This is a genomic window from Rhizobium phaseoli, from assembly GCF_003985125.1.
In the GTDB taxonomy this organism is placed as follows: Bacteria; Pseudomonadota; Alphaproteobacteria; order Rhizobiales; family Rhizobiaceae; genus Rhizobium; species Rhizobium phaseoli.
Window position 1 is genome coordinate 246,601 of sequence record NZ_ML133572.1, and the last position, 23,814, is coordinate 270,414.

General features: G+C 60.3%; 24 protein-coding genes. 3 read left to right on the forward strand and 21 right to left on the reverse strand.

The features are described from left to right. Positions 1 to 49: 49 nt before the first annotated feature. From EFD56_RS16395 to EFD56_RS16455, 13 genes are all read right to left on the reverse strand, one after another. Positions 50 to 1,354 (reverse strand): ATP-binding protein, encoded by a 1,305-nt coding sequence (locus EFD56_RS16395; protein WP_126905810.1) that lies wholly within the window; start codon positions 1,352 to 1,354, stop codon positions 50 to 52. Positions 1,355 to 1,369: 15 nt separating this feature from the next. Continuing rightward, complete coding sequence (locus EFD56_RS16400; protein WP_126905811.1) at positions 1,370 to 2,314, reverse strand: type II secretion system F family protein; 945 nt, start codon at positions 2,312 to 2,314, stop codon at positions 1,370 to 1,372. Between the two features lie 7 nt (positions 2,315 to 2,321). Next, entirely contained in the window at positions 2,322 to 3,275 is a 954-nt protein-coding gene (locus tag EFD56_RS16405; protein ID WP_126905812.1) for a type II secretion system F family protein, read from the reverse strand. Beyond that, a complete protein-coding gene (locus EFD56_RS16410) occupies positions 3,272 to 4,720 on the reverse strand; it encodes a TadA family conjugal transfer-associated ATPase (protein ID WP_126905813.1) in 1,449 nt (482 codons plus the stop codon). Before EFD56_RS16410 ends, EFD56_RS16405 begins: the two co-directional genes overlap by 4 nt. A 15-nt stretch (positions 4,721 to 4,735) precedes the next feature. Beyond that, complete coding sequence (locus EFD56_RS16415) at positions 4,736 to 5,308, reverse strand: L,D-transpeptidase (protein ID WP_064829021.1); 573 nt, start codon at positions 5,306 to 5,308, stop codon at positions 4,736 to 4,738. Next, positions 5,305 to 6,447, reverse strand: coding sequence for a pilus assembly protein (locus EFD56_RS16420; RefSeq protein WP_126905814.1), 1,143 nt, complete (start codon positions 6,445 to 6,447; stop codon positions 5,305 to 5,307). The genes EFD56_RS16415 and EFD56_RS16420 overlap by 4 nt, the downstream gene beginning before the upstream one ends. Before the next feature lie 28 nt (positions 6,448 to 6,475). After that, the gene (locus EFD56_RS16425; RefSeq protein ID WP_126905815.1) at positions 6,476 to 7,099 is read right to left on the reverse strand and encodes a TadE/TadG family type IV pilus assembly protein; all 624 of its coding nucleotides are present in this window, start codon (positions 7,097 to 7,099) and stop codon (positions 6,476 to 6,478) included. Next, positions 7,093 to 7,572, reverse strand: coding sequence for a TadE/TadG family type IV pilus assembly protein (locus EFD56_RS16430; RefSeq protein ID WP_064819587.1), 480 nt, complete (start codon positions 7,570 to 7,572; stop codon positions 7,093 to 7,095). Before EFD56_RS16430 ends, EFD56_RS16425 begins: the two co-directional genes overlap by 7 nt. Then, positions 7,569 to 9,173 (reverse strand): TadE/TadG family type IV pilus assembly protein, encoded by a 1,605-nt coding sequence (locus tag EFD56_RS16435; protein ID WP_126905816.1) that lies wholly within the window; start codon positions 9,171 to 9,173, stop codon positions 7,569 to 7,571. The genes EFD56_RS16430 and EFD56_RS16435 overlap by 4 nt, the downstream gene beginning before the upstream one ends. A 92-nt stretch (positions 9,174 to 9,265) precedes the next feature. After that, entirely contained in the window at positions 9,266 to 9,571 is a 306-nt protein-coding gene (locus EFD56_RS16440; protein WP_064829026.1) for a hypothetical protein, read from the reverse strand. Beyond that, positions 9,555 to 11,045 carry a type II and III secretion system protein family protein gene (locus EFD56_RS16445; protein ID WP_064825946.1) on the reverse strand — a complete coding sequence of 497 codons (1,491 nt, stop codon included), beginning with the start codon at positions 11,043 to 11,045 and terminating at the stop codon, positions 9,555 to 9,557. Before EFD56_RS16445 ends, EFD56_RS16440 begins: the two co-directional genes overlap by 17 nt. A 55-nt stretch (positions 11,046 to 11,100) precedes the next feature. Further along, complete coding sequence (cpaB, locus tag EFD56_RS16450; protein ID WP_064819591.1) at positions 11,101 to 12,018, reverse strand: Flp pilus assembly protein CpaB; 918 nt, start codon at positions 12,016 to 12,018, stop codon at positions 11,101 to 11,103. A gap of 99 nt (positions 12,019 to 12,117) precedes the next feature. After that, positions 12,118 to 12,312, reverse strand: a complete 195-nt coding sequence (locus EFD56_RS16455) for a Flp family type IVb pilin (RefSeq protein WP_064819592.1) — start codon at positions 12,310 to 12,312, stop codon at positions 12,118 to 12,120. A gap of 258 nt (positions 12,313 to 12,570) precedes the next feature. On the opposite strand from EFD56_RS16455, the gene EFD56_RS16460 reads away from it, so the two are divergent. Then, entirely contained in the window at positions 12,571 to 13,089 is a 519-nt protein-coding gene (locus EFD56_RS16460; RefSeq protein WP_064825947.1) for a prepilin peptidase, read from the forward strand. Positions 13,090 to 13,208: 119 nt separating this feature from the next. Here the strand turns inward: EFD56_RS16460 and EFD56_RS16465 are convergent, their stop codons facing one another. The 8 genes from EFD56_RS16465 to EFD56_RS16500 all read right to left on the reverse strand — a co-directional run bounded on the left by EFD56_RS16465 (position 13,209) and on the right by EFD56_RS16500 (position 21,899). Continuing rightward, positions 13,209 to 14,930: a sensor domain-containing diguanylate cyclase gene (locus tag EFD56_RS16465; protein ID WP_225881627.1), complete on the reverse strand. Its 1,722-nt coding sequence runs from the start codon at positions 14,928 to 14,930 to the stop codon at positions 13,209 to 13,211. A gap of 261 nt (positions 14,931 to 15,191) precedes the next feature. Further along, positions 15,192 to 16,049, reverse strand: coding sequence for an SMP-30/gluconolactonase/LRE family protein (locus EFD56_RS16470; protein WP_245440598.1), 858 nt, complete (start codon positions 16,047 to 16,049; stop codon positions 15,192 to 15,194). 44 nt (positions 16,050 to 16,093) lie between these two features. Continuing rightward, positions 16,094 to 16,450 (reverse strand): VOC family protein, encoded by a 357-nt coding sequence (locus EFD56_RS16475; protein WP_004677533.1) that lies wholly within the window; start codon positions 16,448 to 16,450, stop codon positions 16,094 to 16,096. 106 nt (positions 16,451 to 16,556) lie between these two features. Continuing rightward, complete coding sequence (locus EFD56_RS16480; RefSeq protein ID WP_126905817.1) at positions 16,557 to 17,543, reverse strand: ABC transporter ATP-binding protein; 987 nt, start codon at positions 17,541 to 17,543, stop codon at positions 16,557 to 16,559. Then, the gene (locus EFD56_RS16485) at positions 17,540 to 18,511 is read right to left on the reverse strand and encodes an ABC transporter ATP-binding protein (protein ID WP_037147282.1); all 972 of its coding nucleotides are present in this window, start codon (positions 18,509 to 18,511) and stop codon (positions 17,540 to 17,542) included. The genes EFD56_RS16480 and EFD56_RS16485 overlap by 4 nt, the downstream gene beginning before the upstream one ends. Continuing rightward, the gene (locus EFD56_RS16490) at positions 18,511 to 19,428 is read right to left on the reverse strand and encodes an ABC transporter permease (RefSeq protein ID WP_126905818.1); all 918 of its coding nucleotides are present in this window, start codon (positions 19,426 to 19,428) and stop codon (positions 18,511 to 18,513) included. The genes EFD56_RS16485 and EFD56_RS16490 overlap by 1 nt, the downstream gene beginning before the upstream one ends. Further along, positions 19,425 to 20,345 (reverse strand): ABC transporter permease, encoded by a 921-nt coding sequence (locus EFD56_RS16495; protein ID WP_126905819.1) that lies wholly within the window; start codon positions 20,343 to 20,345, stop codon positions 19,425 to 19,427. Before EFD56_RS16495 ends, EFD56_RS16490 begins: the two co-directional genes overlap by 4 nt. 36 nt (positions 20,346 to 20,381) lie before the next feature. Further along, positions 20,382 to 21,899, reverse strand: a complete 1,518-nt coding sequence (locus EFD56_RS16500) for an ABC transporter substrate-binding protein (protein WP_126905820.1) — start codon at positions 21,897 to 21,899, stop codon at positions 20,382 to 20,384. Between the two features lie 167 nt (positions 21,900 to 22,066). Here EFD56_RS16500 and EFD56_RS16505 point away from each other — a divergent pair, with 167 nt between their 5' ends. Both EFD56_RS16505 and EFD56_RS16510 read left to right on the forward strand, forming a co-directional pair. After that, positions 22,067 to 22,852 carry an IclR family transcriptional regulator gene (locus tag EFD56_RS16505; protein ID WP_126905821.1) on the forward strand — a complete coding sequence of 262 codons (786 nt, stop codon included), beginning with the start codon at positions 22,067 to 22,069 and terminating at the stop codon, positions 22,850 to 22,852. 72 nt (positions 22,853 to 22,924) lie between these two features. Continuing rightward, a complete protein-coding gene (locus EFD56_RS16510) occupies positions 22,925 to 23,647 on the forward strand; it encodes an RraA family protein (protein WP_126905822.1) in 723 nt (240 codons plus the stop codon). Positions 23,648 to 23,814: the final 167 nt, after the last annotated feature.

Below are 23,814 nucleotides of genomic sequence, written 5' to 3' on the forward strand. Positions count from 1 at the left end.
TTCCCCCGTAAGTCGTTCATTTGGATGGATCAGGACGCCGTGTCCGCAATCATTCCGATGTGAATACGCCTTCCCACGCGCGCTCCAGCATATCGAGTGACGCGATTCTCGCTAATCCGTTGAAATCACAGTACGAACCGACGAAATCCAAAAGATATTTCGGATGATAGCAAGAGGCTAGCACATCTCCATTGTACTTGCGATCATAGAACAGGTTCAGGTCCGCATCACCGACAGCCAATCCGGCGCCGCTGGCATAGGACTTGAATATTTTGATATATTCGTCACGCGATGGAGTGTTCACAAAGATCTTGTACTTGAGACGCCGCAAGCCCGCTTCGTCGGAAAGGTCCCTCGGCGCAATGTTCGTCGAAAACACGACCAACTCGTCAAAGGGAACCTTGAACTTCTTGCCGGTATGCAGCGTCAGGAAGTCGTATCCGCGCTCGAGCGGCACGATCCAGCGATTGATGAGCGCCTGCGGCGCCACTTGCTGGCGCCCGAAGTCGTCGATGATGAAGACGCCGCCGGACGCCTTCAAGTGGATGGGCGCCTCATAGACATTTGGCCCCGCGTTGAAGGTGAGATCGAGCTGATCGAGGGTCAATTCCCCACCCGTCTTGATCACCGGGCGGCGGCATTCGATCCATCGTTGATCGGCTTTCGGATGGGATTCCGTGTCAGCCTCCGATACGGGATGATGCACTGCTTCATCATAGAAGCTGATGACATGGCCGCCGACCTCGATGGCATAAGGCACCCAGATGGTTTGGCGAAACAGTTGCGACGTCCGCTCGGCGATGCTCGTCTTGCCGTTGCCGGGTGGCCCGTAAAGCAGGATCGAGCGACCGGAGTTCAGGGCCGGGCCGAGCTTTTCGACAAGGGCGTCTGCGAGCACCAGCCCTTCAAGGCTCTCGGTCAGCCGCTCCAGGGTGACGCGCTCATGATGGATGGACTGCAGGCCTATTTGCCGGCAGAACGCGTCCAGCGACACCGGCGCCGGGCCGACATATTGGCATTGACGCGACGCCGCGTGGGCATATTCGAACCCCTTCATTGACAGCGCATAGCGAATATCGGATCGCACATCCTCACCCGCCAAACCGCGAGCCTCGAGATAGGCGAGTTTCACGAGTTCCTTGATCAGGATATTGATGATTACTTTCGGCAATTTGATCCGGTCGGCCAGATGAGATGCCGTGATTGTATCCTGCTCGGCCGCACATTTTGCCGCCAGCCGAAGCAGGAACGACGGATCCAGTCCCGCTTGTTCTATGCTCGCCGGTGCCATCGGCATACGCGGATCGAGGGAAATGATGGCCTCGTTACGATTCTGTTCGAGCGAATACTGCATACGACCTCGCTTGGCTCAACCGCCAGGTTTCATGCCCATGAGAAGACTGACGACACGCATAACAACGGGTACAAGAACGATGAAGAGGCTTACCGGAAAAAGGAACGCGCCGAGCGGCAGCAGCATCTTGACCGGCAGGGCGTTCGCCTTTTCCTCCGCGCGAACAATGCGCAGGTCGCGCATCTCCTTGCTATAGACCCGTAGCGTCTGCGTTACGCTGGTCCCGAGCTCCTCCGATTGGCGGAACAGAACGGAAAGGGCGCGGGCCTCGTCGATCCTCAGGCGGGTGGCAAGGTTCGCGAGCGCCTCGCGCAATCGCCGGCCGCCCCGCACTTCCAGCATCATGATCGACAGATGCAGGCCGAAGTCCTGCTGCTTGTCGACGAACTCCCGGGCAACGCGATTCGCGGCCGCTTCAATGCTCATCCCGGCATCGAGGCAGACGATCAGCATATCCATGAAATCGGGAAAGAGGCGGCGGTATTCCCTCTCCTTGGCGGCGCCCCGCCGGTCGATATAGATGTTGACCAGAATGAACGTCGCGCCCGCGGCAAACATGCCAAGGAACAAGGTCGCCGCCTGCGACATGTTCGGCGAGACCCGGTTTAGGACCCAGACCGCCGCGACCAGCATGCTGATACAAATCACTGCGCGAACCACCTGGAAGGTGGTCACGGCGCCGGCAGCGAAATACCCAGCCCGAATCAGCCTGTTCTGCGTGGAATTCAAATTCGTGTCACGTAGCGTAATTTCGAAATAACGACGGATCAGGCGATTTTCCGCCTCGCCGAGATCGGCAATCGTCGTATCGCCAAGGTGGAATTCCTCGCCGGCCACCGCCGAACTCTTCGATACCCGAACCGAGACTTCGCGCTGTCGAAAAAACAATTCCGAGGCTGCTGCCGTAAAGATCAGCACCGCAAAGAAAACGACGAGGTAGATTCCATACTCACTCGACATGACCGCCTCAGTACTCGAAGTTCACCATCTTGTAGAGAATGACATTCCCGACCGCCATGACGGCCAGCAAAGCGCACACCACGGTGGTTCCGTGGCCGCTGTCCCAGACGGGATCGAAGTAGGTCGGCGACAACGCCTTGATCATCGCGTAGAGCAAAAACGGATAGACCGACATGAAGATCGCCGTGATGCGTCCTTCCGAGGAAATTGCCCTCACCTTTGCCCTGAGCATTGACCGGTCTCGCAGCGTTTTCGAAAGGTTCTGCAGGATTTCCACCAGATTTCCGCCGGTTCCTGCCTGTACGCTCAGCGATATGGCAAGCAGGTTCAGATCCTCGACGCCGACCCGGTCGGCCAAGTTGACAAGAGCATTGTCCAGCGTCACGCCGTAGGTGAGTTCATCCGTGAGGAGGCCGAACTCGGTGCCGATCGGATCAGGCATCTCGCGTGCCACCAAGGCAATCGCCGCCGGCAGCGGGTGGCCGGCGGCCAAGCTGCGATTGGCGACATCGAGCGCTTCAGGAAGCTTCAGTTCGAATGTCTTCATGCGGCGCGCCCGGGCGCGCCAGACAACGAGTGCAGGGATGAGAATGCAGATCAGGAGAAAGACCGGTACTCTAAACAGATTGTTCGGCACAAGGAACTGAACGATCAGCCACGTCAACAATGCGCCCGCGATTGTGAAGAGAGCAAATCGTCTGGCATCGAACTTGATTCCCGATTGGGCGTAGAACTGCAGCAGCCGCTGCATCACGGGATTTTGCCGCCAACTCCTGGCGACGCCGCGCTCCTTCAGCATATCACCATAGGTCTTGCGATGATCATCGCTGACCTCGAGCAATCTCAGCCGATGGTTCACGGCGCGGTGGCGTTCGGATGTTTTGAAGTAGCCGCGCATGATCGCTTCGACGGCAACAAGCGCCGCGGTGAAAACGGCCGCGTAAAGAAGAGTCAGGTTCATTGAACAGGTCCCGTTTGCAGCGGTTTACCGGGATCAAAAATCGCCACAGGGATTTCGATCCCGAGCTCGGCAAATTCCTCGACGAATCGCGGCCGGATGCCGGTGGCGCGGAATTCGCCATGGATCCGCCCGCCTTCATCGGTGCCGAGTTTCTTAAATTTCATGATCTCCTGCATCTGCACGACTTCGCCTTCCATGCCGGTTATCTCGGAAATCGAGACGACTTTGCGGCTGCCGTCGCTCAGCCGCTGGACCTGCACGATGACGGTGATGGCGGAAGAGATCTGCGAGCGGATGCTCAACTGCGACATCGGCATCCCGGCCATGCCGACCATCTGCTCAAGACGGCCAACAGCGTCGCGGGGCGTGTTGGCGTGAATCGTCGTCATCGATCCCTCGTGACCGGTATTCATCGCCTGCAGCATGTCGAACGCCTCGTCGCCGCGGACTTCGCCGACGATGATGCGGTCAGGACGCATGCGCAGGGCGTTTTTCAGAAGCTCGCGTTGCCGGATCTCGTTGCGTCCGTCGAGCGTTGGCGGTCGTGTTTCCAAACGCCCGACATGTGGCTGCTGCAGCTGAAGCTCGGCCGCATCTTCGATGGTGATCAGGCGCTCCTTTGGAGAAATCTGCGACGAGAGAGCATTGAGCAGGGTGGTCTTGCCGGAACCGGTGCCGCCTGAAATCACCATGGACACCTTGCCCTTGACTGCGGCGCTGAGAAGGATACGCATCGCATCGGCCATCGCGCCATATTGCACAAGGCGCTCCAGTGTCAGCGGCTTGCGGGTGAATTTGCGAATGGAAACGAGCGGTCCATCGACCGAGATCGGCCGGATGGCGACGTTGACACGTGAGCCATCCTTGAGTCGGGCGTCAACCATCGGCGTCGACTCGTCGACCCGGCGGCCAACGGCCGAGACGATCTTGTTGATCACCCGAAGCAGATGGTCCTCGTCTTTGAACCGCACGGGGGTGCTCTCGAGCTTGCCGCGCCGCTCGACATAGACGCTGTTATAGCCGTTGATGAGAATATCTGCGATGGTGTCGTCGGCCAGCAGCGGCTCGACCGGTCCCAGCCCGAGCATCTCGTCGGTGATATCGCGGATCAGATCGTTGATTTCCTTGGCATTCAGCGGAAAGTTGTTACTCCGGATATAGTCCTTGACCAACGGCCGGATCTCGGTGGCGATCTCCTCGTTGTCCATCGTGTCGAGGATCCCGAGGTTGATGCGATCGAGCAGGTAGCGGTGCAGATTGACCCGCTCGGAAACCATGTCCGCCCCGACCGAAGCCTCGTCGCCACTCGCCGTGGCGCTGTCAGGGACCGGCTGGGCAGGTATGTTCTGAACAGTGCCGACGAGGGACACCTCGGCCGCCTCCGGATGTTCCCGGCTTTCAGGCTCCTGCCGCTTATAGAAACGCCCCATGATGCCGTTCGCCATGCTTCCCACCCTTGACTATTTTACAATGACCGTGGAACCGACTTTCACCCGCTCGTAGAGATCGATGACGTCGGCATTGCTCATGCGAAAACAGCCCGATGACGCGAAACCGCCGACCGTCGACTGCTCGTTCGTTCCATGAATGCGGTAGAGCGTGTCGGTCCCGCCCTTGTAGAGATAGATCCCGCGAGCGCCCAATGGATTAAGCGGCCCGGCAGGCACCAGGTCCGGCAGCCCGGCTGCGCGCGCCTTCATCTCGGCAGGCGGGCGCCAGTCAGGCCACTCAGCCTTGCGTCCAACCTTGACGGTGCCGCTCCAGCGAAAGCCGTCTCGTCCGACGCCGATCTTGTAGCGAATCGCGCGTCCCTGGGAGATGACGAGATCGAGCGTGCGGTTCGCAGTAACGACGACGATTGTCCCGGGCGCGTAGTTCTTTTCGATCGCCACCATGGCGCTTGTCGTCGGACCAAGACTTCGTGGCACAAGCCCGGCTGCCGCCGCATCCCCGGTACCCGCCAGAATTGCCAAAACTAGAAGGCTGACACGGGCGGCGCAGGACCTTATGCGCCCACTGTCGATCGCCTTCATCGCACCAATGCTCCGAGTTTGCCGACCGCGGTGCAGAAGCGCGCCCGGGAATTCACTTGGAATGGCAGCACGCCGCGGTTGGCCGCTTCGCTCAGGGTGTCCCAGTCATCCGCAATGACATGCGTTGGGATATCCTTGAATATCTTTTCCGTCTGTTGCCGGCGCACGCCGAGGCCGAAAAGCTTGGCGCGGTATTTGTTGATGACGATGAATATCTGATCCGAAGTGCCTCGCAGCCGCACCAGATTGGCAAACAAATCCTTGGCTTGAGAAAGGGCGGGAACCGTCATTTCGGTGACGATGCAGATGCTGTTGACCGAAGTGAGCACATCGTATTTCCACGGCGTGTCATAATAGGGAATGTCGATGATCGTGTGGTCGCTCTCGAAGGCGGCGACGTCGAGCATACGCAGCACGAGTTCGCCGCCCTTCGGCGCCAGAAGCACGGATGGCTGCTTGAAGGACAGCAGCGAAAAGCCCCCCGAATGGCGCTTTTTCACCAGATCGATGAATTCCAGATCGACGCGCGAGGGATTGGCGATGACCGGTTTCAAGTCGTAGTCGTTGACGAGGTTGAGATAATAGCCAAGTGTCCCGGCGCAGAAATCCGTGTCGAACAGGTCAACCCGTGGCTTGGAATTCTTGGTCGGCTGGGCCAGCACATGCGCGAGCGATGAGGCGATCATGCTGGCGCCGGCGCCACCGACGGCTGAGACCACGGCATGCACGCGGCTGTCGCTGGCCCCAGTGCCTGGCGCATGGGTCGAAATCATGTCGATCAGTGCGCGGCGCTCAAGCGGCTTCTTCAGCCAGTCATTGCCGTTCAGGCGGAAGAGCAGCCGCAGCATGTCGTCCGGGAGATCTTCGGAAACGACGACGAGGGGAACATCCCGGTGGCTGGTGCGAAACGCGAAGAGCTCCGGACGCTGCAGCAATTCGCCCCTGTCGACGTCGAGAACAATCAAGTCGAACTGCGTCGGATCGAACTTGCCCTTTTCACCGAGCGCCTTCAGTGCCAGATGGCGGACATCGTAACGCGAAAGCGACCCGAACGTATCGAGCATGAAGCTCGCTGCAGCCGCGTCGTCGGAGAGGACCAGGATTTTGGTGGATGCAGCAATGTTCATGTGAGCTGTCATTTCGCTTTCCTACGCGTGATAAAAGGAGTCAGCAGGTTGAGCAGGTCTTCAGATCTTCCGTCGTGATCGTCACCGGATGGGCCGGGATGGTGACGTCGTTCAGTCCCAACAGTCCGCCGAGGATCGGCAGATCGAAGGTGATGTCGCGCACCTCCAGCCGCATCGTCAGCACGGGCCCGTCCGGCCGGCCCCAATAGCCCAGCCCCGATCGCTGGTAGGTGACCACCAGCTTATCCGGCGTGATGCGCCAATTGAGGTCGCAAATACCGGGGTGGGGATCGGTTCCGACGTTGCAAACGCCGTCGCTTCCCAGGACGATCCGGTTCAATGCCGCCGTGCAGTTGGCAAGAGCCGGTCCGCAGGTCGAGGATATTGTTGCATCGTTCGGCGCCGCTTTGCCGTTATTGAGCGGATCGGCAGCGTCGACCGGGAAAACGGCATTGAAATTGGTCGTCAACGGATCGGATACCGCAGCCAAACGGGCACCATATTGCAGGGCCTTGACCGTCTGATTCCACTGCGACATGGCATAGCCGAACTCGATGAAGGCGGCGAACACCAGCATGACGATCGGAAAGGTCAGCAGGGCTTCGACAAGGCTGACACCATCGCTCTCCTGCCAGAATGTCTTGATTGCCTTAGAGGTCACCATCCGATGTACCTCTCTTCATGGGAGGAACTTATAGTGATGGCATCGATTCCGAGAAACCCGAACACCGGCGAGCTCTTGTAGAGATGAGCAGTGGAAATGGTGATGTTGCCATCCGCATCGGGGGCCGTGATGGTGATGTCCGAAGCGTCCTTCCAGTCGGGGACGCGGGGTTCAGCGCCTGCCGCGGGTGTCTGCGTTCCGTAAAAGGCAATCGTCTTCGCCGTCGCCTGACTACAGGTCGGCACATAGGTTCCCGACAGCGGTCGGCAGCGCGAGAGGTAACGCCCGGCATCGCGCAAACCGGCATCGATCTGCATGCGCTGCCAGAAGATACTGCCAAACTCCAGTATTCCCGCCGCAAAGAGGGTCACAAAGGGGATCGCGAGCAGCGCTTCGGCAAGCACTGCGCCTTCCTCCCGCCGCCAGAAGCCCAGGCAAAGCCGATGCAAGATAAAATTGCGGAGCGCCATCATCTGACCAACTCCGCTTCTTCCCGCAGGAATTCGTCCAGCGTACCGCGACCACCCTTGCCTGTTATGTCGATCATCTCCAGGGAAAGATATCGTTCGCCGGAATCCTTTATCGCCGGCTTGGTCAGGAACATGCGGGCGAAGGCCACGGCGCGCGTCGCCTTGTGACCGTTCAGATGGCCGACCGAGGCTTCATAGCCGCAATTGACAATGGCCGAGAATATCTCGCGGCGATCACCAAATTCGGCCGCCGTATAGTTCGAAAGATCCGGGCCGGTATAGCACTGGCCACCCGTTGCCGGTGTTCCGGTCTCACCATTCGCCGAGGCATGGCTGATGAGCGACGCGGTTGCGAGCTCGTAACGATAAACATCGTAAGCCGAGGGCTGGGTCGGTGTTCCCGTCGCCTGCGGGGGATAACTGGAGTAGTTGCTGAGGACCGTGCTCACCGACGGCACAGCCGTTCCCTGCGCGACGTTCCAATAGGTCGAGTAATTCCAATTGTTGCCGCTGCTGATCTTGCCGCCGGCAAGCGAGGTCATAGCCGCTCCGTAACCCAGCGGCAAAGCCTTGGTGGCATCGCCGACAACGGATCCGACCATGACTGGATTATACGTATCGCAGGCTTTCTTTCCCTTGCCGGTGATTGTCTGTGCGGAGCGTACGTTTTGCGCAGGTCGGTAACGATAATTTCCGTTCACCTTGTTGAACGATGAGGAGTAAAAGCCGAAGCGCGTATTCACGCCGTCCTCGACAGGCCCGGCCTTTGCGCCCGTCTCCGTATCGAGGTTGTCCTGTGTATAGCAGGTGCCGGGATTGCCGGTCGCAAGAGCCTCCGCCAGCACGGACGCACCATTGCCCAAGGGCGTCCGCAGGAAGCCGAAATTGCCGGGACCGGGATTGGACGCCGACGTGCTGTGAAGCTCGATCTGTCGTCCGTAGAGATTGCCGGCCGCAAAATTGGTGTGCAAGGCCGTCGCTGCAGATTCACTGGCGCTTTCGCTCGTGTTGCCCACCGGCTCGTACGGATTGCAGATAAAGATCGGCGTCACGTCGCAGGCGCTGGCGTGGTAGACCGCCACGGCGTCGGCAGCGATGTTGATCGTATCGCGGGTGAAACCAACCGGCATCGGAAAGATCGTCTGCATCGCCTGCGGCTTGGCGATGACCCAGGCATAGGAAGCTTCGCTGGCCACTGTCGTCTCCATCGAAGACGGGATAGCCGTATCGTCATTGGCCGGGATGTTCTTCAGAAAAAGCACGGTAACAGTGCTCCCGGCATCGTTTCCGGCGTCATAGCTCACTGATATATGCGAGCCGAGCGACATGCCGGTCCCGCCCCCTGAGAAAGCCGCGCTGTTGGCGATTTTCTCGATCGCCGTCTGCGCCCTGGTAATGGCATCGTCACGGCCATCGAGTTCGCGGGCTCCGGCGAGCGCCATCGCATCGACGGCGTTCTGGAGATCGGTATGCAGGTTGCTGCTGCGGCCGACATCGATGACCAGCAGCGAAAAGCCGAGAAGCATGGGCATGGCGATGAGCGTCAAGGCGATGACATAGCCGCGATGATCGTTCCAGAACCGTCTGACAACTCTGCTCAGCATTGGCACACCCCCCATCGCGGCGCTATCGCCGCGACGACCCCTGTTTTGTGCATTCCCCTCCGGCGCACTGACGCCGGTCATGCCTTCGCCAGCTACTGGCTGACGGTCGCCCCGTTGGACGCCCCATTCGCCCCCATGGCCGGTGACGCCTGAATGACGCCCACCCCGCCGTTCTGGTACTGCGTGACCACCCTGCGGATGACCTTGCCGTCGCTTGCGATCTGGGTTCGCTGCGCTTCCGGCGGGAAGGGGTCCTGAATATGGATGGCCTTGTTTGCTTCTACGGCGTTCCCGACCCCGAAGGTGATCGAGTCGCGATTGTTCATGTAGTCGGCGCAGCCGGAAGCGAGGCCGGCGGCGGCAAGGACGAGAAGGACCCGCTTAGCGTTTTGTAACAACGACTTTGCCTCCCTGATTCAGGTCGAGACGATGGCCATAGGGGCCCGTCACACCTACGCCATTGCGAAACCGTCGAAGCATGTCCTTGTCGACTTCCATCACGCCGAGCGCGAAAAGCTCGACGTCGTTGGACGAACGCGTCTGATCGAGTGGACTATAGAGATCCTCACCAGGTCGAGCCGGTCGCACAATGTGCGGGGTGACAACGATAACGAGGTCGGATTCCTTCTTCTGGAAACTCGTCGAACGGAACAGTGCGCCGAGGACCGGTATCTGCCCGAGGCCCGGCATCTGCTGGATGTCCTTGGCATTGACCGACTGCAGCAGGCCGGCCAAGGCAAAGCTCTGACCGTCGCGCAGCGCGACCGTGGTGCTGGCAGCGCGCGAAATGAATCCCGGATTGCCGTTGACGTTGATCGATGGATCGAGCTCGGAAACCTCAGGCTCGATCTCCAGATTGATGACACCGTCGTCAAGCACCACCGGCTTGAAGGTCAGCCGCACACCGAAGGGGCGATAGTCCGTCTCGGTGGCGACCGTCGTGCCGTTGTTCGTCGTCTTCAGGATCGGCACTTCACCGCCGGCATGGAAGCTGGCGGTCGAGCCGCTCATGGCGATGAGGTTCGGCTGCGCCAGGCGACGCACCAATCCCTTCTGCTCGAGCGCGTTGATGACCACGTCGATGTGGCCGCCCGAAATTTCCAGCACCTTGGCGATCAATTGGCCGAATGGCAGCATACCTGTTGCCGCACCCTTGGGGTCAACCAGGGTCCGGACCAGGTTGCCACTATCGTCCACGGCGATACCCTGGCTGGTCGTCGCCTTGCCGATGCGGTTGTTGTTGCCGTATCCGGACCACCCGATCCCGAGGTCACGACCCGTCTGGCGCGAGGCTTCGATGATACGAACCTCCAGCATCACCTGCTGGCTGTCACTGACGCGCAATTGGTTCAGCACCGGCTGCTCGGAATAGGACTGGGCGATTTCCAGCACCCGCTGCAATTCGATGCTGTCCCGGACCACGCCTACCAGGCGAATGCGATCGTTGGAATTGAACACCCTGACTCGGGCCGTAGGCGCCGCAGAGCGAATGGCGGCGGAGACTTCGCTGAAATCGCTGGCAACGCGGATGTCGATGACGCCGAGAAGCGACTTGTCGTCGCCATAGACCGAGATATTGGTGGCGCCGGTCTTCTTGCCGCGGACGAACAGCGACTTGTCGGAAAGCGGCACCACGTCGATCATGTCGGCGCTGCCGATGACCAGATCGCCGAAGGGCTGTCCGGTATTGAGCGTCAGTGTCTCGTTTGGAGGCAACGTCACATGCTGGACCGACTTGCCGAGCGTGACGGACTTTTCCTGTGCGCTGGCGCAGCCTGCAAACCCAGGCCCTAAAATCACACAGGCTGAAAAAGTCGCCGCCAGTGCCGCAAGGCTTGTCGTCCTTGCGCTTCTTCTCTTGCCATTCGCCATGCCTGCTTTAGCCCCCTCGTTCGGCTAGCCGCATCTGCGGCACGCCGCCTAAATATCACTGGACCAGGCCGACTCGGTGCTCCTCGCGCTTCGTCGTGTTCCAGACACCCACTGTCACCCACTTTGGCTCGACCGGCAACACCGGTTCGACTTTTTGTTCCACAATCTGCACTTGTTTTTCAGGTTCTGGCAACTTATTCTTTTCCAAGTCATTGCTTAATTCCGTCGCCATCGCCCCGCCACCAAGGTCGGCGACGGTGATCGGTCGGGTTTGCTCGACAGAGGAAGAGGCAACATTGCGAAGCGCCAGCGACAGCGTGCCGATACTGGAGCCGAGCGTAAGGCGCTGCGCCTCATCGGTCGTGACCTCGAAGGTCACGGTTTTGACGACGGATGGCTCGTCCTTGCGTTCGTCTGCCGTTTGGTCCACCGCCAGCACCTTGACGCCTTGGAGAAGCACGTCGACGAAAGTCTGATCATTGCCGGCTGGCCCGCGTACCACCCGCGTCAGGAGCACATCGACGCGATCGGAGGGCCTGACGAAGCCGGCAACGCCGAGCACGTCGTTGACGCGAATGGAGACCGCCTTCATGCCCTGGTCGAGCGCCGCCGAAAGCGTGGCGCGTTCGCCGGTACCGGTGATTTTCGAGGATAGCACCGGCTCGCCAGGGTCGATCGCCGCCATGGCATAACGCGGCTGGGCATCGTTGCCGACGACCGCCTCGATGCTGACGAACGAGCCTGCGGGTGTTTCATTGGAGGGCCACGGAATGGCTTTCAAATTTTCGGAGCGGATCCGGTCGCCGAAGCGCATTGGCTTGGCGGCGACGACGAGCGTCCGTTCCTCCGGCTTCATGCCGTTCATCGCCAGCAGCCGGGCCTTTTGATCGGAGAGATACTCGCGCATGCCGAAAACTGCTGCTGCGGCGAGTACAAACGCAATGAGGAGACTGAGAATCGTTGAAGAACGCATCGCGGTTACTCGCTACACTGGACGAAGTGCATCCATTCGTTGCTTCTAATTTAGAAGAGAGGGGTTAACAAAACCCCCTCTCTTCTTCGTAGGCCAATATCAGGCCGGGACGGCGAGCGTGGCGGTGAACCAACCTGCCCATGCATTCCAAACGGTGGCCAGATTGGTGCCGGCCAGTGTTACCGCCCCGATCACGCCGCCAACCAACAGGGCAAGCAGAATAAGGTATTCCGTGAGTGCGACCCCATCTTCTTCCCGCGCGAAAGCGCGTACGCTGTTTACAAATGCTTTCATCGAGAATTTCCTCCGGATAAGTTGTGGGCCGTAAATCCCCTCGGCCACCTTGTCGTCGAGACCGCCTCTTCGACTGGGAATATTAATAGTCTGTTAATTCTAATTTAGTCAATTGTTTTATACCAGATTGAATTGAGATTTATACTTATGGTTAAGACTAAAGCCCGATGATTGGCGGTAAAAACCGGCGTATTCGCCAAAGTTGAGTGGAAATCGAAGTTACCTGATAGACAATCATAGCCCAAAAGGTTGATTCCTATGTCGCAAATGGCCGCTTTTATTAGCTCACTATCAGTATTACTTTTTCTCTACGCCGCCTGGACCGATTTCCGTACATGGAAGATTCCCAACACGGTTGTTCTCGCGCTCGTGACACTTTATGCGCTGCGCGCGGTGGCCGTGATGCTTGGATCCGAGGATGTCGGCGCGGCACTTTTTGCGTCGAGCGGAATTGGCGGCGACGTCGGGGCCGGCCTGCTGATGTTCGTGCTTGGGGTGGTTCTGTGGGCGTTCCGGCTGTTTGGCGCAGGAGACGCCAAGCTTTTCCTGCCGATCGGCCTCTTTGTCGGATGGCATGGGATGCTGCCGTTTTCGTTTTTGCTCCTCGTTCTCGGAGTCGTGACGCTCCTGGTCCTGCGGCTGCCGGTCCCGCTGCGCGTCGCACATCTCGCCTTTTTCATGCGCATTGGGGAAATCCGGGCGAGCCGGAAGATACCTTACGGCGTCCTCATGGTCTTCGCCGCGCTCCTCACGTTGGCTCTGCCGATCATCCGATAGCAGTGCAGCTACGGTGACTTGGCATCGACACCCGCCGAGCCGCAGCGCTAAAGCGCCCAGCTTTCGCAATACATGGATGGAGCCGTGGGTGAGGGGTTCGCAAATGACCCGAAGTGAAGTCAATCGTGAGCAATTACAACGGTGTTTCGGCCGCGTTCTTTCGCTCTATAGAGCGCGCGGTCCGCTTCCCGCACAAGCGCTTCGGGGCCACACGAGGAATCACCGGTCAGCCCGGTGACGCCAACGCTGATTGTGGCGATCCCGTTCGGACTGGCTTCATGTTCAATTCCAAGGTGAAGCACGGCGAGACGGATCAGCTCTGCGACAGACGCCGCTTCCGATCCGTCGGCACCCGGCAGCAGTACGGCAAATTCCTCTCCGCCGTACCGCGCGGCGACGTCACCGGCGCGGCGGATCGTGTCTTTAATTGCTCCGCCGATCCTCTTCAGGCATTCGTCGCCCGATGGGTGGCCGTAGCGGTCATTGAAGGATTTGAACCGGTCCACGTCGATCATGAGCAGTGCAAGGTTCGTCCGTTGGCTTAGAGCGTGGGCGTGCTCGCGCAGAAGCGCTTCGTCGAAGTATCTCCGGTTGGCAAGGCCTGTCAGCGCGTCCTGCTCGGCAAGCGCCTGCAGGCGACGATTTGCTTCCTGCAACTGATCCTCGATCGCCTTCCGGGCCGAAACATCCCTGAGCGTGCCGATAATTCCGGAAACCGTGCTTGTCGTAGGGTCTTTCAGTGCCTTGAGCTGCGCCTCCACCCATATCCAGTGCCCGTCCCGGTGACGAACGCGGCTGATGATCGAGTGTCGCTCCATGCGGCCCTCGAGCAGCGACTGAAAGACGAGCGCCACGCCCGGCGCATCCTCGGGGTGCGCCATGCCGATAGGCTTGGCCCCGATCAGTTCCTCGGGCTCAAAGCCGAGAATTTCTCGGCAGGCCGGCGAAACATATCGGCGCACGAGGTCGCGGTCGAGCTGCAACACCATGTCGGTGCTGTGATCAGCCAGCAGACGGTAGCGAGATTCACTTTCCTGGAGACGTCGTTCCGCCGCAACGCGATCGTCGATGTCGCGACCGACCGAGTGAATGGTCGTCACCTGACCCTTCGAGTCGAACAATGCTGTGTTGGTCCAGGCCATCCACCGGACCCGTCCATCCGGCAGGACCACCTGATTTTCGATCTCGACGCTATGGCTGACGCCGCACACCATTCGCAAATGTTCTGCGACAGCGGCCCGACTATCCTCCGGAATGAAGTCGAACAGGTTCCTGCCCACCATTTCATGCGGTTGCAGCCCGTAGTGGCGCGCATAGGCATGATTGACGAAGCTGAACACGCCTTCCGGGCTTGCGAGGGACACCAGCTCCGACTGGCTCTCGACCAGTTCCCGATAACGGGCTTCGCTCAAGATCAGTTGCTGCTCGGCAGCCTTGAACGCAGTCACATCCGTGATGACAGCAACCGAAACGCTCCCCATTTCCGGCAGGCTGTCGTCCAGCACGGCAGACAGGAGAACATCGATGATCCGGCCGTCCTTGCACACCATTTGATATTCGACATTGTCGATGCGGCCGGACAGGAAGAATGCGGGCAAGACTTCCCGAATTGCATACATCCGCGATTCCGGCGTCAGAAACTCGGAGGAGGGCCGTCCGATGACTTCCTCGCGAGCATATCCGAGCTTGGCAAGCCAGGCATCGCTGACTGAGATGAGACGCCCCTGCTTGTCGATCGAATGAAGCATCGCCGGTGTAACTTTGGTGCGGTGGTCGAGTTCCGCGCGCAATCTTGCATTGGGACGTGAGTCTATGTCGATTAAGGTGGATGACCTGGTCATCAGGAGCCGATCTGTCAAAAAGTGGCGACCGCGAGCTTCAAGGTCGTCCTGCAGGGCGGATGCGGGATTTTCACGATCGTAATTGTCGCTGAAATCTATCGCCCGCCGCTTATCAATTTATTAAATCCTCGCCGAGGCCGGTATTTGGCGATTCAACCGGCTGAATTCCGTAAACAGCAGCACCGGTCTCCGGTCGCAGGTTCAACCTGGCGCGGTGCCCGAAGTCAGTGAAGCTGGCAGACCTGGTCTGCGAGCGACAGTTCAATTGTACGGCCAGCCGGCTCCGCGAGCGTTCACTTCGACGGAGACGATCTGGCCGGTTCCGGCCATCTGATCCATCTTGTCCATGCCAAACCATCGTGCGGCGGTGATGAAGAGGGTCGACCGATTGTCGCCGCCGAGCATACAGGCGAATGCGCCCCGATCGATCTTGATCTCATCAAGCATTTCGCCGCCTTCGCGGACCCGGCGGCAACAGGCATTGGCGACGTCCGCGTACCAGATCGCTCCCTGGCTGTCGAAACAGATCCCGTCCGGGGGGCCGGGAAGCTCCGCCCAGATCCTCCTGTTGCCAAGGCGACCGTCCGGCGCCACATCGAAAGCAGTCAATAGCCTGGCCCAACTTTCGGCGCAGACGAGAGTGCAGCCATCCTGGGATAACGCCATGCCGTTCGGAAACTGAAAGCCTTCGGCCTGCGTCTCGACGCTGCCATCCGGCAGGATCAGCATAAGGGATGGGCCGTTGACATAGATTCTGCCTGCAGCGTCAATGACGATCTCGTTCCACCTGCCTGGCCCAAGCGCAGCGAACTCTTTCAGACCCTCACCATCGAAACGCATGAGCGATGAGGACGCGGACTGGACCACGAAGAGCTCGTTCTCCGGGCTGAAATCGAATGACAGCGGTGGAGCTTTCGCGGGAACGACAAGCCGCGATTGGCCTTTCTCTTCAAGAACGCGGATTTCGCCACTGGTCCAATCGGCAAACCAGAGCTCGCCCTTATGCCAACGCGGGCATTCAACCAGTCCTCTTCCCTTCAACAATATCTGTGCCGGCACGTGCGCCTCCCGGGTTATCTGCACCTCCCCAGGACGTGTGACCATCGGCCGCTCCGACATTCCGGAACAAAAAATCCGACTGTTGGCCGGCGAGGCGGTCTGGTCTAGCTATCGAAGGGTCTTGAGGGCGGCTCGGCAAGAGTGATGCGATTTCCGTCCGGGTCTGCGATTTGAGCGATGCGTCCGTAATCACCTTGCGATTCATCGGTGAGATCCACGCCCATCTCTTGAAGTGATTTTCGCGCCCGATCCATTTTCGGCACCACTATTGTCAATCTGCCGGAGCCGGCATTCTCGCTATTGTCGAAGATTTGGATGTTGGCTCCGGCAATGTTGCGCCATTGGATCAGACCAACCATGGGGCGATCATCAGGCTCTCGGCCGAAAAGTCGGGTGTAGAATCTTTCTGCCTTATCCATGCTCGCCGTGGCGAGCGCCGCGTAAATTCCCTGGATTTCCATTCGAAAGCCTCCTTTGCCCCACCGGTAATTGAGAGAAGGCGTGACTCCGTTCCAAATCTTGCTGCGCCCGTGCAACGCTGCTGAAATACGGGCTGGTCCGTCGAGGTCAGACGGCGGCCGTGGAAAGATCCGGATCGGCATGATGGCAGGCGGTCAGCAGTCCGGGCGCTGCCGTCCTGTTCTTCAAGGCCGGCTCCTGTTCCGCGCAAAGCGATGTCGCTTTCCAGCAGCGTGTTCGAAAACGGCATCCGCTCGGCGGATCGACGGGGCTTGGCAGATCGCCTTTCAGAACGATGCGTCTGCCTTGTCCGCGAAGCCGCGGATCCGGTGTCGGGACTGCCGACATCAGGGCCTGGGTATAGGGATGGGCCGGCGCGCTGAAGATCGATTGTTTCGGTCCTGTCTCAATGATCTTGCCGAGATACATGACCATCACCCGGTCGGAGACATGCCGCACCACGGCCAGATCATGGGCGACGAACAGCATTGCCAGATTGCGCTCGCGCCTCAGCTTGGCGAGCAGATTGACGACCTGCGCCTGGACCGACACGTCGAGGGCCGAGACCGGCTCGTCGCATACGAGGAGCGTCGGATCGAGCGTCAGGGCGCGCGCAATGCCAAGCCGCTGACGCTGACCTCCCGAAAATTCGGAGGGGTAGCGCTCCGCATGTTCGGCGCGCAATCCGACGGATTCGAGCAGCCTGACCGTCTCCTCCCGCCACCGGGATTTGGGCAGGACGCCGGGATGCAGCGCCCACGGTTCGGCGATCAACCGGTCGACCCGCAGGCGCGGATTGAGTGACTGGTAGGGATCCTGGAAGACGACCTGAATCTGTCGGCGCAGATCGTGCAGCTGGCGGCCGCTTGCCCTGGTGATCTCAACACCGTCGAGCAATACGCTGCCGCTCGTTGCCGGCCCGAGCTTCAGCAGCGTGCGCACCAGCGAGGTCTTGCCGCAGCCGCTTTCGCCGACGAGACCGACAGTTTCGCCCCGGCCGATCTCGAAGCTGACGTCGTCGACGGCGCGCACTGCTGTTGCGCCACTGCCGAAGTGCCGGGAGAGGTTTTGCACCTTGAGAAGAGGCTCGGTCATGCTGGCGTCACCGGGAAATGGCAGGCGGCCTGGCGGCCTGGACCCACGGTTTCAAGAGGAGGGACATGCTCGGCGCAGACACCTGCGGCGCGCGGACAGCGGGTCCTGAAGGCGCAGCCGGACGGCAGGGCGACCGGATTGGGAGCCGAGCCGGGGATCGGGATCAGTGCGTCCTCATCGGTGTCGATGCGCGGCTGCGAGGCAAGCAGGCCGACACTGTAAGGATGGCGGGCATCCTCGAAGAGTTCGAAGACGCTCGCGGTCTCGACAATGCGGCCGGCATACATGACAGCGACACGGTCTGCGAGCTCGGCCACCACGCCTAGATCATGGGTGATGAAGATCATGCCGGCATCGCTGCGTTCGCGGATCGTGCGGAGCAGGTCGACCACCTGCGCCTGGATCGTGACATCGAGCGCCGTCGTCGGCTCGTCGGCGATGATGATATCAGGTTCGAGCGCCACGGCCATGGCGATCATGATGCGTTGGCGCATGCCGCCCGAAAACTCGTGCGGATATTGTCTGGCGCGGCGTTTGGGGTCGGGAATGCCGATCGCAGTCAGCAGGTCGATCACCGCATTTTCGACGCCGCCTTCCGGATTGCGCCCGTGGATGCGGAACATCTCGGCGATCTGCCAGCCGACGGGATAAACCGGATTGAGCGAGGCCAGCGCGTCCTGGAAGATCAGGGCGATCCGGTCGCCGCAGAGATCACGTCGTTCGCTCCGCGGAAGTTGCAGCAACTCGATGCCTTCGAAGCGGATGGAGCCGCGGTCGATAGCACCGGGCGGATCGGGAACGAGGTCCATGATGGCCGAGGCGGTCACCGATTTTCCCGAGCCGCTCTCTCCCAAAAGCGCCAGAACCTCGCCGCGCTCGAGCGAAAAGGAAACGCCGTTAAGGGCGAGGATGCGGCCGGCAGCCGTGTCGAAGCTGACCTGAAGATCCTTGACGTCGAGAAGGGCCATCAGCGCCTCCGGCTCACAAGCCGCCAGTGCTGCGACGGATCGTTGACGATCCGGAACCAGTTGGCGAGAAGGTTGAAGGACATGGTGGTGAACATGACGGCAAGGCCGGGAAAGAAGCTGAGCCACCAGGCGGAGGACAGATAGCCCTGGCCCTGTGCGACCATCAGGCCCCAGCTAACCGAAGGCGGCTGGATGCCAAGTCCGAGATAGCTGAGCCCGGATTCGAACAGCATGACCATGGCAAGATTGACGGAGGCAAGCGTCAGCATCGTCGGCGCAACGCTCGGGAGAATGTGGGTGCGCAGGATCCAGACTGGTCCGCCGCCGAAGACACGCGCCGCATCGACGAACAGCCTTTCGCGGACCTCCAGCGTTTCGGCCCGTGCAACCCGGATATAGGCCGGCATGCGAGTCACGGCGAGCACGATGACGAGATTGCTGACGCTCGGGCCGAACAGATAGAGGCCGAACAAGGCGACGAGCAGCGTCGGGAAGCCGAGGATAATGTCGCAGATGCGCATGACGAGGCTGCCGACGATGCCGCCGAAATAGCCGGCGACGACGCCGAGCAGCGTCCCGCCGGCGAGGCTTGTCAGCACGGTGACGAGGGCGATGCCGATCGTCGTCGATGCCGCCTCGATCAGACGGACAAGGAGTGGTCGTCCGAGCGCATCGGCGCCCAGCCACAGGGTCCAGGATTGGCCGAATGTGAAGGGCGGCAGGTTGCGCGCCTTGAGCGAGATCCGGTTCTCGCCGACGAGCGAAAAGCTGTCAGCGGCAATGGCAAGGACGACGATCAGCAGCCAGATCGCTGCCGCCACTGCCATCGGGTCACCTGAAAGCGCCCGCATGAGCCAGAGGATGCGCCGGTCGCGGCGTGCGCGGGCGGGGAGGAGCTCGGCGGATGTGTCGGTCATTCGACCCTCACACGCGGATCGATCGAGGCATAGAGCATGTCGACCAGGATATTGATGACGAAGATGACGACGGCGACGGCAAAGATCGATGCCTGAACGATGGCGAAATCGCGTTTCAGGATGCCGTCGATCAGAAGTTTACCGATGCCTGGAAATCCGAAGACCACTTCGACGACACCGCCGCCGCCGGCGAATTGCGCGGCGAGGTCGCCGGTCACCGTGACCGCGGGAAGGAGAGCGTTGCGGAGCGCATGCACGAAGGTGACTCGCCCGCCGCGGGCACCCTTGGCGCGTGCCGTCCGGACGAATGTCGCGTTCAGTGCTTCGATCATCGAGCCGCGGACGATTTGCACCAAGGTTCCGAAAGGTCGAGCGAACAGGCAGGCGACCGGCAACACCCAGTAGACGGGACCACCAAAGCCCGACGTCGGAAGAATTCGGAAGGTGACCGCGAACAGAAGCACGCTCATCAGGCCAAGCCAGAAATCGGGTACGCTGGCTGCGGATTGCGACAGGAGATTGATGCCCCGGTCCACCCAGCCGCCGGCGTTCACCGCCGCAATCGAGCCGACGAGGATCGCGGCGGCAAAGGCGAGTGCCAAGGCGATGGCGCCGAGCGCCAATGTGTTCGGCAGTGCTTCCAGCACCACGTCCATGGCGGGGCGATGGTGCCAGAGAGACATGCCGAAATCGAGGCTGAGCATATCCCAGGCCCAATCGAAGAACTGGGCGAGGAGGGAACGATCGAGCCCAAGGCGGACGCGCATGGCTTCGCGCGCCGCATCGGAGGCGTCGACAGGCAGATAGAGGTTGACGGGATCACCCGTCAGCCGCACGAGGAAGAAAGCTGACGTCATCAGAGCCGCAAGCGCGAGCGCTGCGAAGGCGGCACGTCTCAGGAAATAGGTGAGGGACATCCGCTCTCCTCAGGCGACAGTGGTTGGGCGCATCGGTCAGCGATAGCTGATCGACTTCAGCTTGATCTCGTTGCCGGCCTGCACATCGGGGATGTAGTTCACGTCCTTTCCGACCCGGGCAATCGAGACCATATGGAAGAGCGGGGCGATATTCACCGCATCGACGGCGATGTATCGGAATGCCTCCTGGAACAGCTTCTTGCGCTCGTCGCCGGTTGCCTTCGAACCATCGGCGATCAGCTTGTCGAGCTTGGCATCTGCGATTGTCGCCTGATTGCCGTCGGTGGTGAAGCGGTTGGGCAGCGTGAACACGGCATCTCCCTCGGCATTGTCGATCTGGGTCTGCAGGATCGACGGCTGGCGATCCTTATCCCAGGGCTTCAGGAGCCGTTTCAACCATGGGCTGGTCTCGAGCATTTCGAGCCGCGCGTTGAACCCGGCATCCGCAAGCATCGCCTGTATGGCCTCCAGGCTTTCCGAGGAATTGGGATAGATGCCGATGCGACCGTAGATGACGATCTCCTTATCGACGGGCACACCATCGGCCTTGGCCGCGGCAAGCAGCGACTTCGCCTTTTCCGGATCATAGGTCCAGACGGGAATGTCGGGATTGAAACCGAACACCGAAGGCGGCACGACCTGCATTGCCTTCTGCGCGTCCTCATGGAAGATGGTCCCGACGAGACCGTCCCGGTCGATGGCGAGATTGAGCGCTTCACGCACGCGTTTGTCGTCGAGCGGCGCTACCTGGGCATCGATCCTCAACAGCGACGTTTCAGCGTTCGGAAAGGCCTGGTCCTGGTCGGTCGTGCCGTCCTGCGGCGCGATCTCGTAGGCGATCTGCGCTTCGCCTGTCTCCACCATGGCCGCACGAACTGCGGATTCGGCACGCCAGATGATCGTCGCATTTTTGATTGCCGGCTTGTCGCCCCAATAACCGTCATAGGCCGTCAGCGCGACGGACTGGCCAGGGATCCACGCGTCCAGCTTGTAGGGGCCGGTTCCGGCCGGACTGCGCGTCTTGCCGTCACTCGGGGTCGCCGGCGAGCCGATGTCGACGGCAGACATCTTGTTCGGCAGGATCGGTTCGACGACATCGGTTTTGATGAGGACGGTGGTCGGATTGACGGCCTCTGCGTTGAGCTTAATGCCTTTCAAGGTGGCCAGCCCGACTTCGCAGGCCAGGGCCGGGTCTTGAGCCCGCTTAACGGCGGCGACGACCGCGCTGGCTTCGAACGGCTTGCCGTCATGGAACGTCACGCCCTCGCGCAGCTTGAACTCCCAGGTCAGGTCATCGACCTGGCGCCAACTTGTGGCAAGGCTGGCAACGACCGATCCGTCCTTCGGGCTGAGGTTGACGAGGGATTCGGTGATATTGTTGTGCAGGATGCGGGAATTTCCCGAAAGATCGGTATCACAGGGATCCAGCGACTTCGGCTCGTCCGTCACCACAACCGTCAATTTGTCTTCGGCAGCGTCGGCGGACATTGCAACGCCCGCCGCCAGACAGATCGCAAGCCCGATCCGTAGTGGGTGAAATTTCCTGATCGTCATGAAGTCCTCCTCCCGTTCCAGCCGCGCGCCATCGCGCATGCCGCAGCCGTTCGGTTGCGCTTCCTCCAGCAACCGCGTAGTGTCAAATACGACACTTGCGGCGGACAAGATGGTTGCCAACGTTGCCGGAGTCAAGCCGATTAATTCTCTAATGGAATTGCAAGTTCATGAATGAACCGAAACATGGTTCTCCGGTGGTGGAAAAGACGGCGCATCTGCTCGAGGCGGTGGCTGATGCGAAAACGGGCATCTCGCTTGGCGCCTTGGTCGATCAGCTGCGCGTGCCCCGGTCGACGGTCTACCGCATTCTGAACTCGCTCACCGCCCACGGCCTGGTCGCGCGGGTCAATGGCGGAGCCTCCTATGAGCTGGGGCCGAAATTCGTCGAGCTTGCCCGGCGGATCTCGCCCGGTGCCGATCGCGTGACGCTGATCGAGGCGGCAAGGCCAATTCTGGCGGCAGCGGCGGAGCGGATAACGGAATCCTTCAAGCTGGCCGTGCCCGAGGGGCAGGAGATGATGACGATATTCGCCGCCGCGAGTCCTGGCGATTATGCGTTGTTTATCAAAGTGGGAGGACGTTCGCGCAAACATGTTGGGGCAGCCGGCAAGCTGGCCTTGGCCTATTCGGACTACGGTGAGGTCGAGGCCTACTGCGCCGGCGGGCTGGAGGCCAAGACCCCTTATACGATCACGGATCCGGAGGCGCTGAAAGAGGCGCTCGCAGAAATTCGCCGCGATGGCTACGCTGAGGACAATCAGGAATCCAACCTCGGCTTGCGCGCTTTCGCTGCGCCGGTGTTCGATGACCGAGGCAGTCTGATCGCCACTCTCAGCGTGCCTTTTATCGGGGAGGCGACGCCGGATCGGGCTCGATCGATCAAGCGCGAAGTCCTGGAGGCGGCCGGAACGCTGACAAGAACCATCAATGGGCGGCATCAATTGTCCAAATAAGAAAAACTAAGTTCTCTATTGAACCAAAGATTTGTTGTGGTAGATCTTCCGCCTGACAAAGGGAGAGATCTCATGACCGCCTTAGACCCATTGATTTATGCAAAGCTTTTGCGGACGAATTCGGCGAGTCTCAGCAGTTTGCTGCTGAAGCGGGGACTGAGGAATACGGCTGTTCGCGGCGTGCGGCCGCTCGCGGCGGCCGAAAAGCCGATGGTCGGTCCGGCCGTCACCGTCCGTTATATTCCGGCGCGTGAGGATATCGACGGCTCGAGCTACAGTTCCGATCCGTCCAACCAGCAGCGCAAGGCGATCGATACGATCCCGGAGGACCACGTCCTCGTGTTCGACTGCCGCTCGATCGCCGAGATCGCAGGCATTGGCGCGGTGCTGGCTCGTCGCCTTGTCTATCGCGGCTGCGCCGGTCTTGTACTCGACGGAGGGGTTCGCGACACCGCCGATATGGCCCAGCTCGGGCTCCCCACCTATTGCCTCGGTCCCGCGGCGCCCGCCAATTTGGTCGCCCATCACGCATCGGACATGAACCAGCCGATTGCCTGCGGCGGCGTTGCGGTTTACCCCGACGACATCGTTTTTGGAGATGCCGAAGCCGTCATCATCATTCCTCGCCAATATGTCAGCGAAATCGCCGACGAGGCCGTCGCGATGGAGGAGCAGGAGGAGTTCCTCAAGCTGGAGATCGAATCCGGCAAGCCGACACTCGGCGTCTACCCACCCAATCAGGAGACCCTCGAACGCTACGAGGCGTGGCGCAAGGCTCGTGTTGAAATCGTCTGAGGCGCTTGCAAAGGCAAGTTTAGAGAACCTAATCCAAGCGATGTGGCGGTGAAGTTGAAATGTCCGGATGTTTGCAAAGTAGAAATGTCACTTTGGTCTGCATCCGGCAGGCGATCAGCCCCGATCTGAGCGGCTGGTCCGGGTTGCAAGATCAGATCGGGGCGGGT

What these genes read in the sequence shown, in the direction of transcription:
- EFD56_RS16455 (WP_064819592.1), bottom strand. Translation starts at nt 12,312, where the DNA reads ATGAAAGCATTTGTAAACAGCGTACGCGCTTTCGCGCGGGAAGAAGAT.
- EFD56_RS16510 (WP_126905822.1), top strand. Translation starts at nt 22,925, where the DNA reads ATGACCGCCTTAGACCCATTGATTTATGCAAAGCTTTTGCGGACGAAT.
- EFD56_RS16415 (WP_064829021.1), bottom strand. Translation starts at nt 5,308, where the DNA reads ATGAAGGCGATCGACAGTGGGCGCATAAGGTCCTGCGCCGCCCGTGTC.
- EFD56_RS16470 (WP_245440598.1), bottom strand. Translation starts at nt 16,049, where the DNA reads ATGTCGGAGCGGCCGATGGTCACACGTCCTGGGGAGGTGCAGATAACC.
- EFD56_RS16445 (WP_064825946.1), bottom strand. Translation starts at nt 11,045, where the DNA reads ATGGCGAATGGCAAGAGAAGAAGCGCAAGGACGACAAGCCTTGCGGCA.
- EFD56_RS16425 (WP_126905815.1), bottom strand. Translation starts at nt 7,099, where the DNA reads ATGGTGACCTCTAAGGCAATCAAGACATTCTGGCAGGAGAGCGATGGT.
- EFD56_RS16495 (WP_126905819.1), bottom strand. Translation starts at nt 20,345, where the DNA reads ATGTCCCTCACCTATTTCCTGAGACGTGCCGCCTTCGCAGCGCTCGCG.
- EFD56_RS16480 (WP_126905817.1), bottom strand. Translation starts at nt 17,543, where the DNA reads ATGACCGAGCCTCTTCTCAAGGTGCAAAACCTCTCCCGGCACTTCGGC.
- EFD56_RS16500 (WP_126905820.1), bottom strand. Translation starts at nt 21,899, where the DNA reads ATGACGATCAGGAAATTTCACCCACTACGGATCGGGCTTGCGATCTGT.
- EFD56_RS16475 (WP_004677533.1), bottom strand. Translation starts at nt 16,450, where the DNA reads ATGGAAATCCAGGGAATTTACGCGGCGCTCGCCACGGCGAGCATGGAT.
- EFD56_RS16465 (WP_225881627.1), bottom strand. Translation starts at nt 14,930, where the DNA reads ATGACCAGGTCATCCACCTTAATCGACATAGACTCACGTCCCAATGCA.
- EFD56_RS16435 (WP_126905816.1), bottom strand. Translation starts at nt 9,173, where the DNA reads ATGCTGAGCAGAGTTGTCAGACGGTTCTGGAACGATCATCGCGGCTAT.
- EFD56_RS16405 (WP_126905812.1), bottom strand. Translation starts at nt 3,275, where the DNA reads ATGAACCTGACTCTTCTTTACGCGGCCGTTTTCACCGCGGCGCTTGTT.
- EFD56_RS16430 (WP_064819587.1), bottom strand. Translation starts at nt 7,572, where the DNA reads ATGATGGCGCTCCGCAATTTTATCTTGCATCGGCTTTGCCTGGGCTTC.
- EFD56_RS16420 (WP_126905814.1), bottom strand. Translation starts at nt 6,447, where the DNA reads ATGACAGCTCACATGAACATTGCTGCATCCACCAAAATCCTGGTCCTC.
- EFD56_RS16485 (WP_037147282.1), bottom strand. Translation starts at nt 18,511, where the DNA reads ATGGCCCTTCTCGACGTCAAGGATCTTCAGGTCAGCTTCGACACGGCT.
- EFD56_RS16410 (WP_126905813.1), bottom strand. Translation starts at nt 4,720, where the DNA reads ATGGCGAACGGCATCATGGGGCGTTTCTATAAGCGGCAGGAGCCTGAA.
- EFD56_RS16400 (WP_126905811.1), bottom strand. Translation starts at nt 2,314, where the DNA reads ATGTCGAGTGAGTATGGAATCTACCTCGTCGTTTTCTTTGCGGTGCTG.
- EFD56_RS16460 (WP_064825947.1), top strand. Translation starts at nt 12,571, where the DNA reads ATGTCGCAAATGGCCGCTTTTATTAGCTCACTATCAGTATTACTTTTT.
- EFD56_RS16395 (WP_126905810.1), bottom strand. Translation starts at nt 1,354, where the DNA reads ATGCAGTATTCGCTCGAACAGAATCGTAACGAGGCCATCATTTCCCTC.
- EFD56_RS16505 (WP_126905821.1), top strand. Translation starts at nt 22,067, where the DNA reads ATGAATGAACCGAAACATGGTTCTCCGGTGGTGGAAAAGACGGCGCAT.
- EFD56_RS16490 (WP_126905818.1), bottom strand. Translation starts at nt 19,428, where the DNA reads ATGACCGACACATCCGCCGAGCTCCTCCCCGCCCGCGCACGCCGCGAC.
- cpaB (WP_064819591.1), bottom strand. Translation starts at nt 12,018, where the DNA reads ATGCGTTCTTCAACGATTCTCAGTCTCCTCATTGCGTTTGTACTCGCC.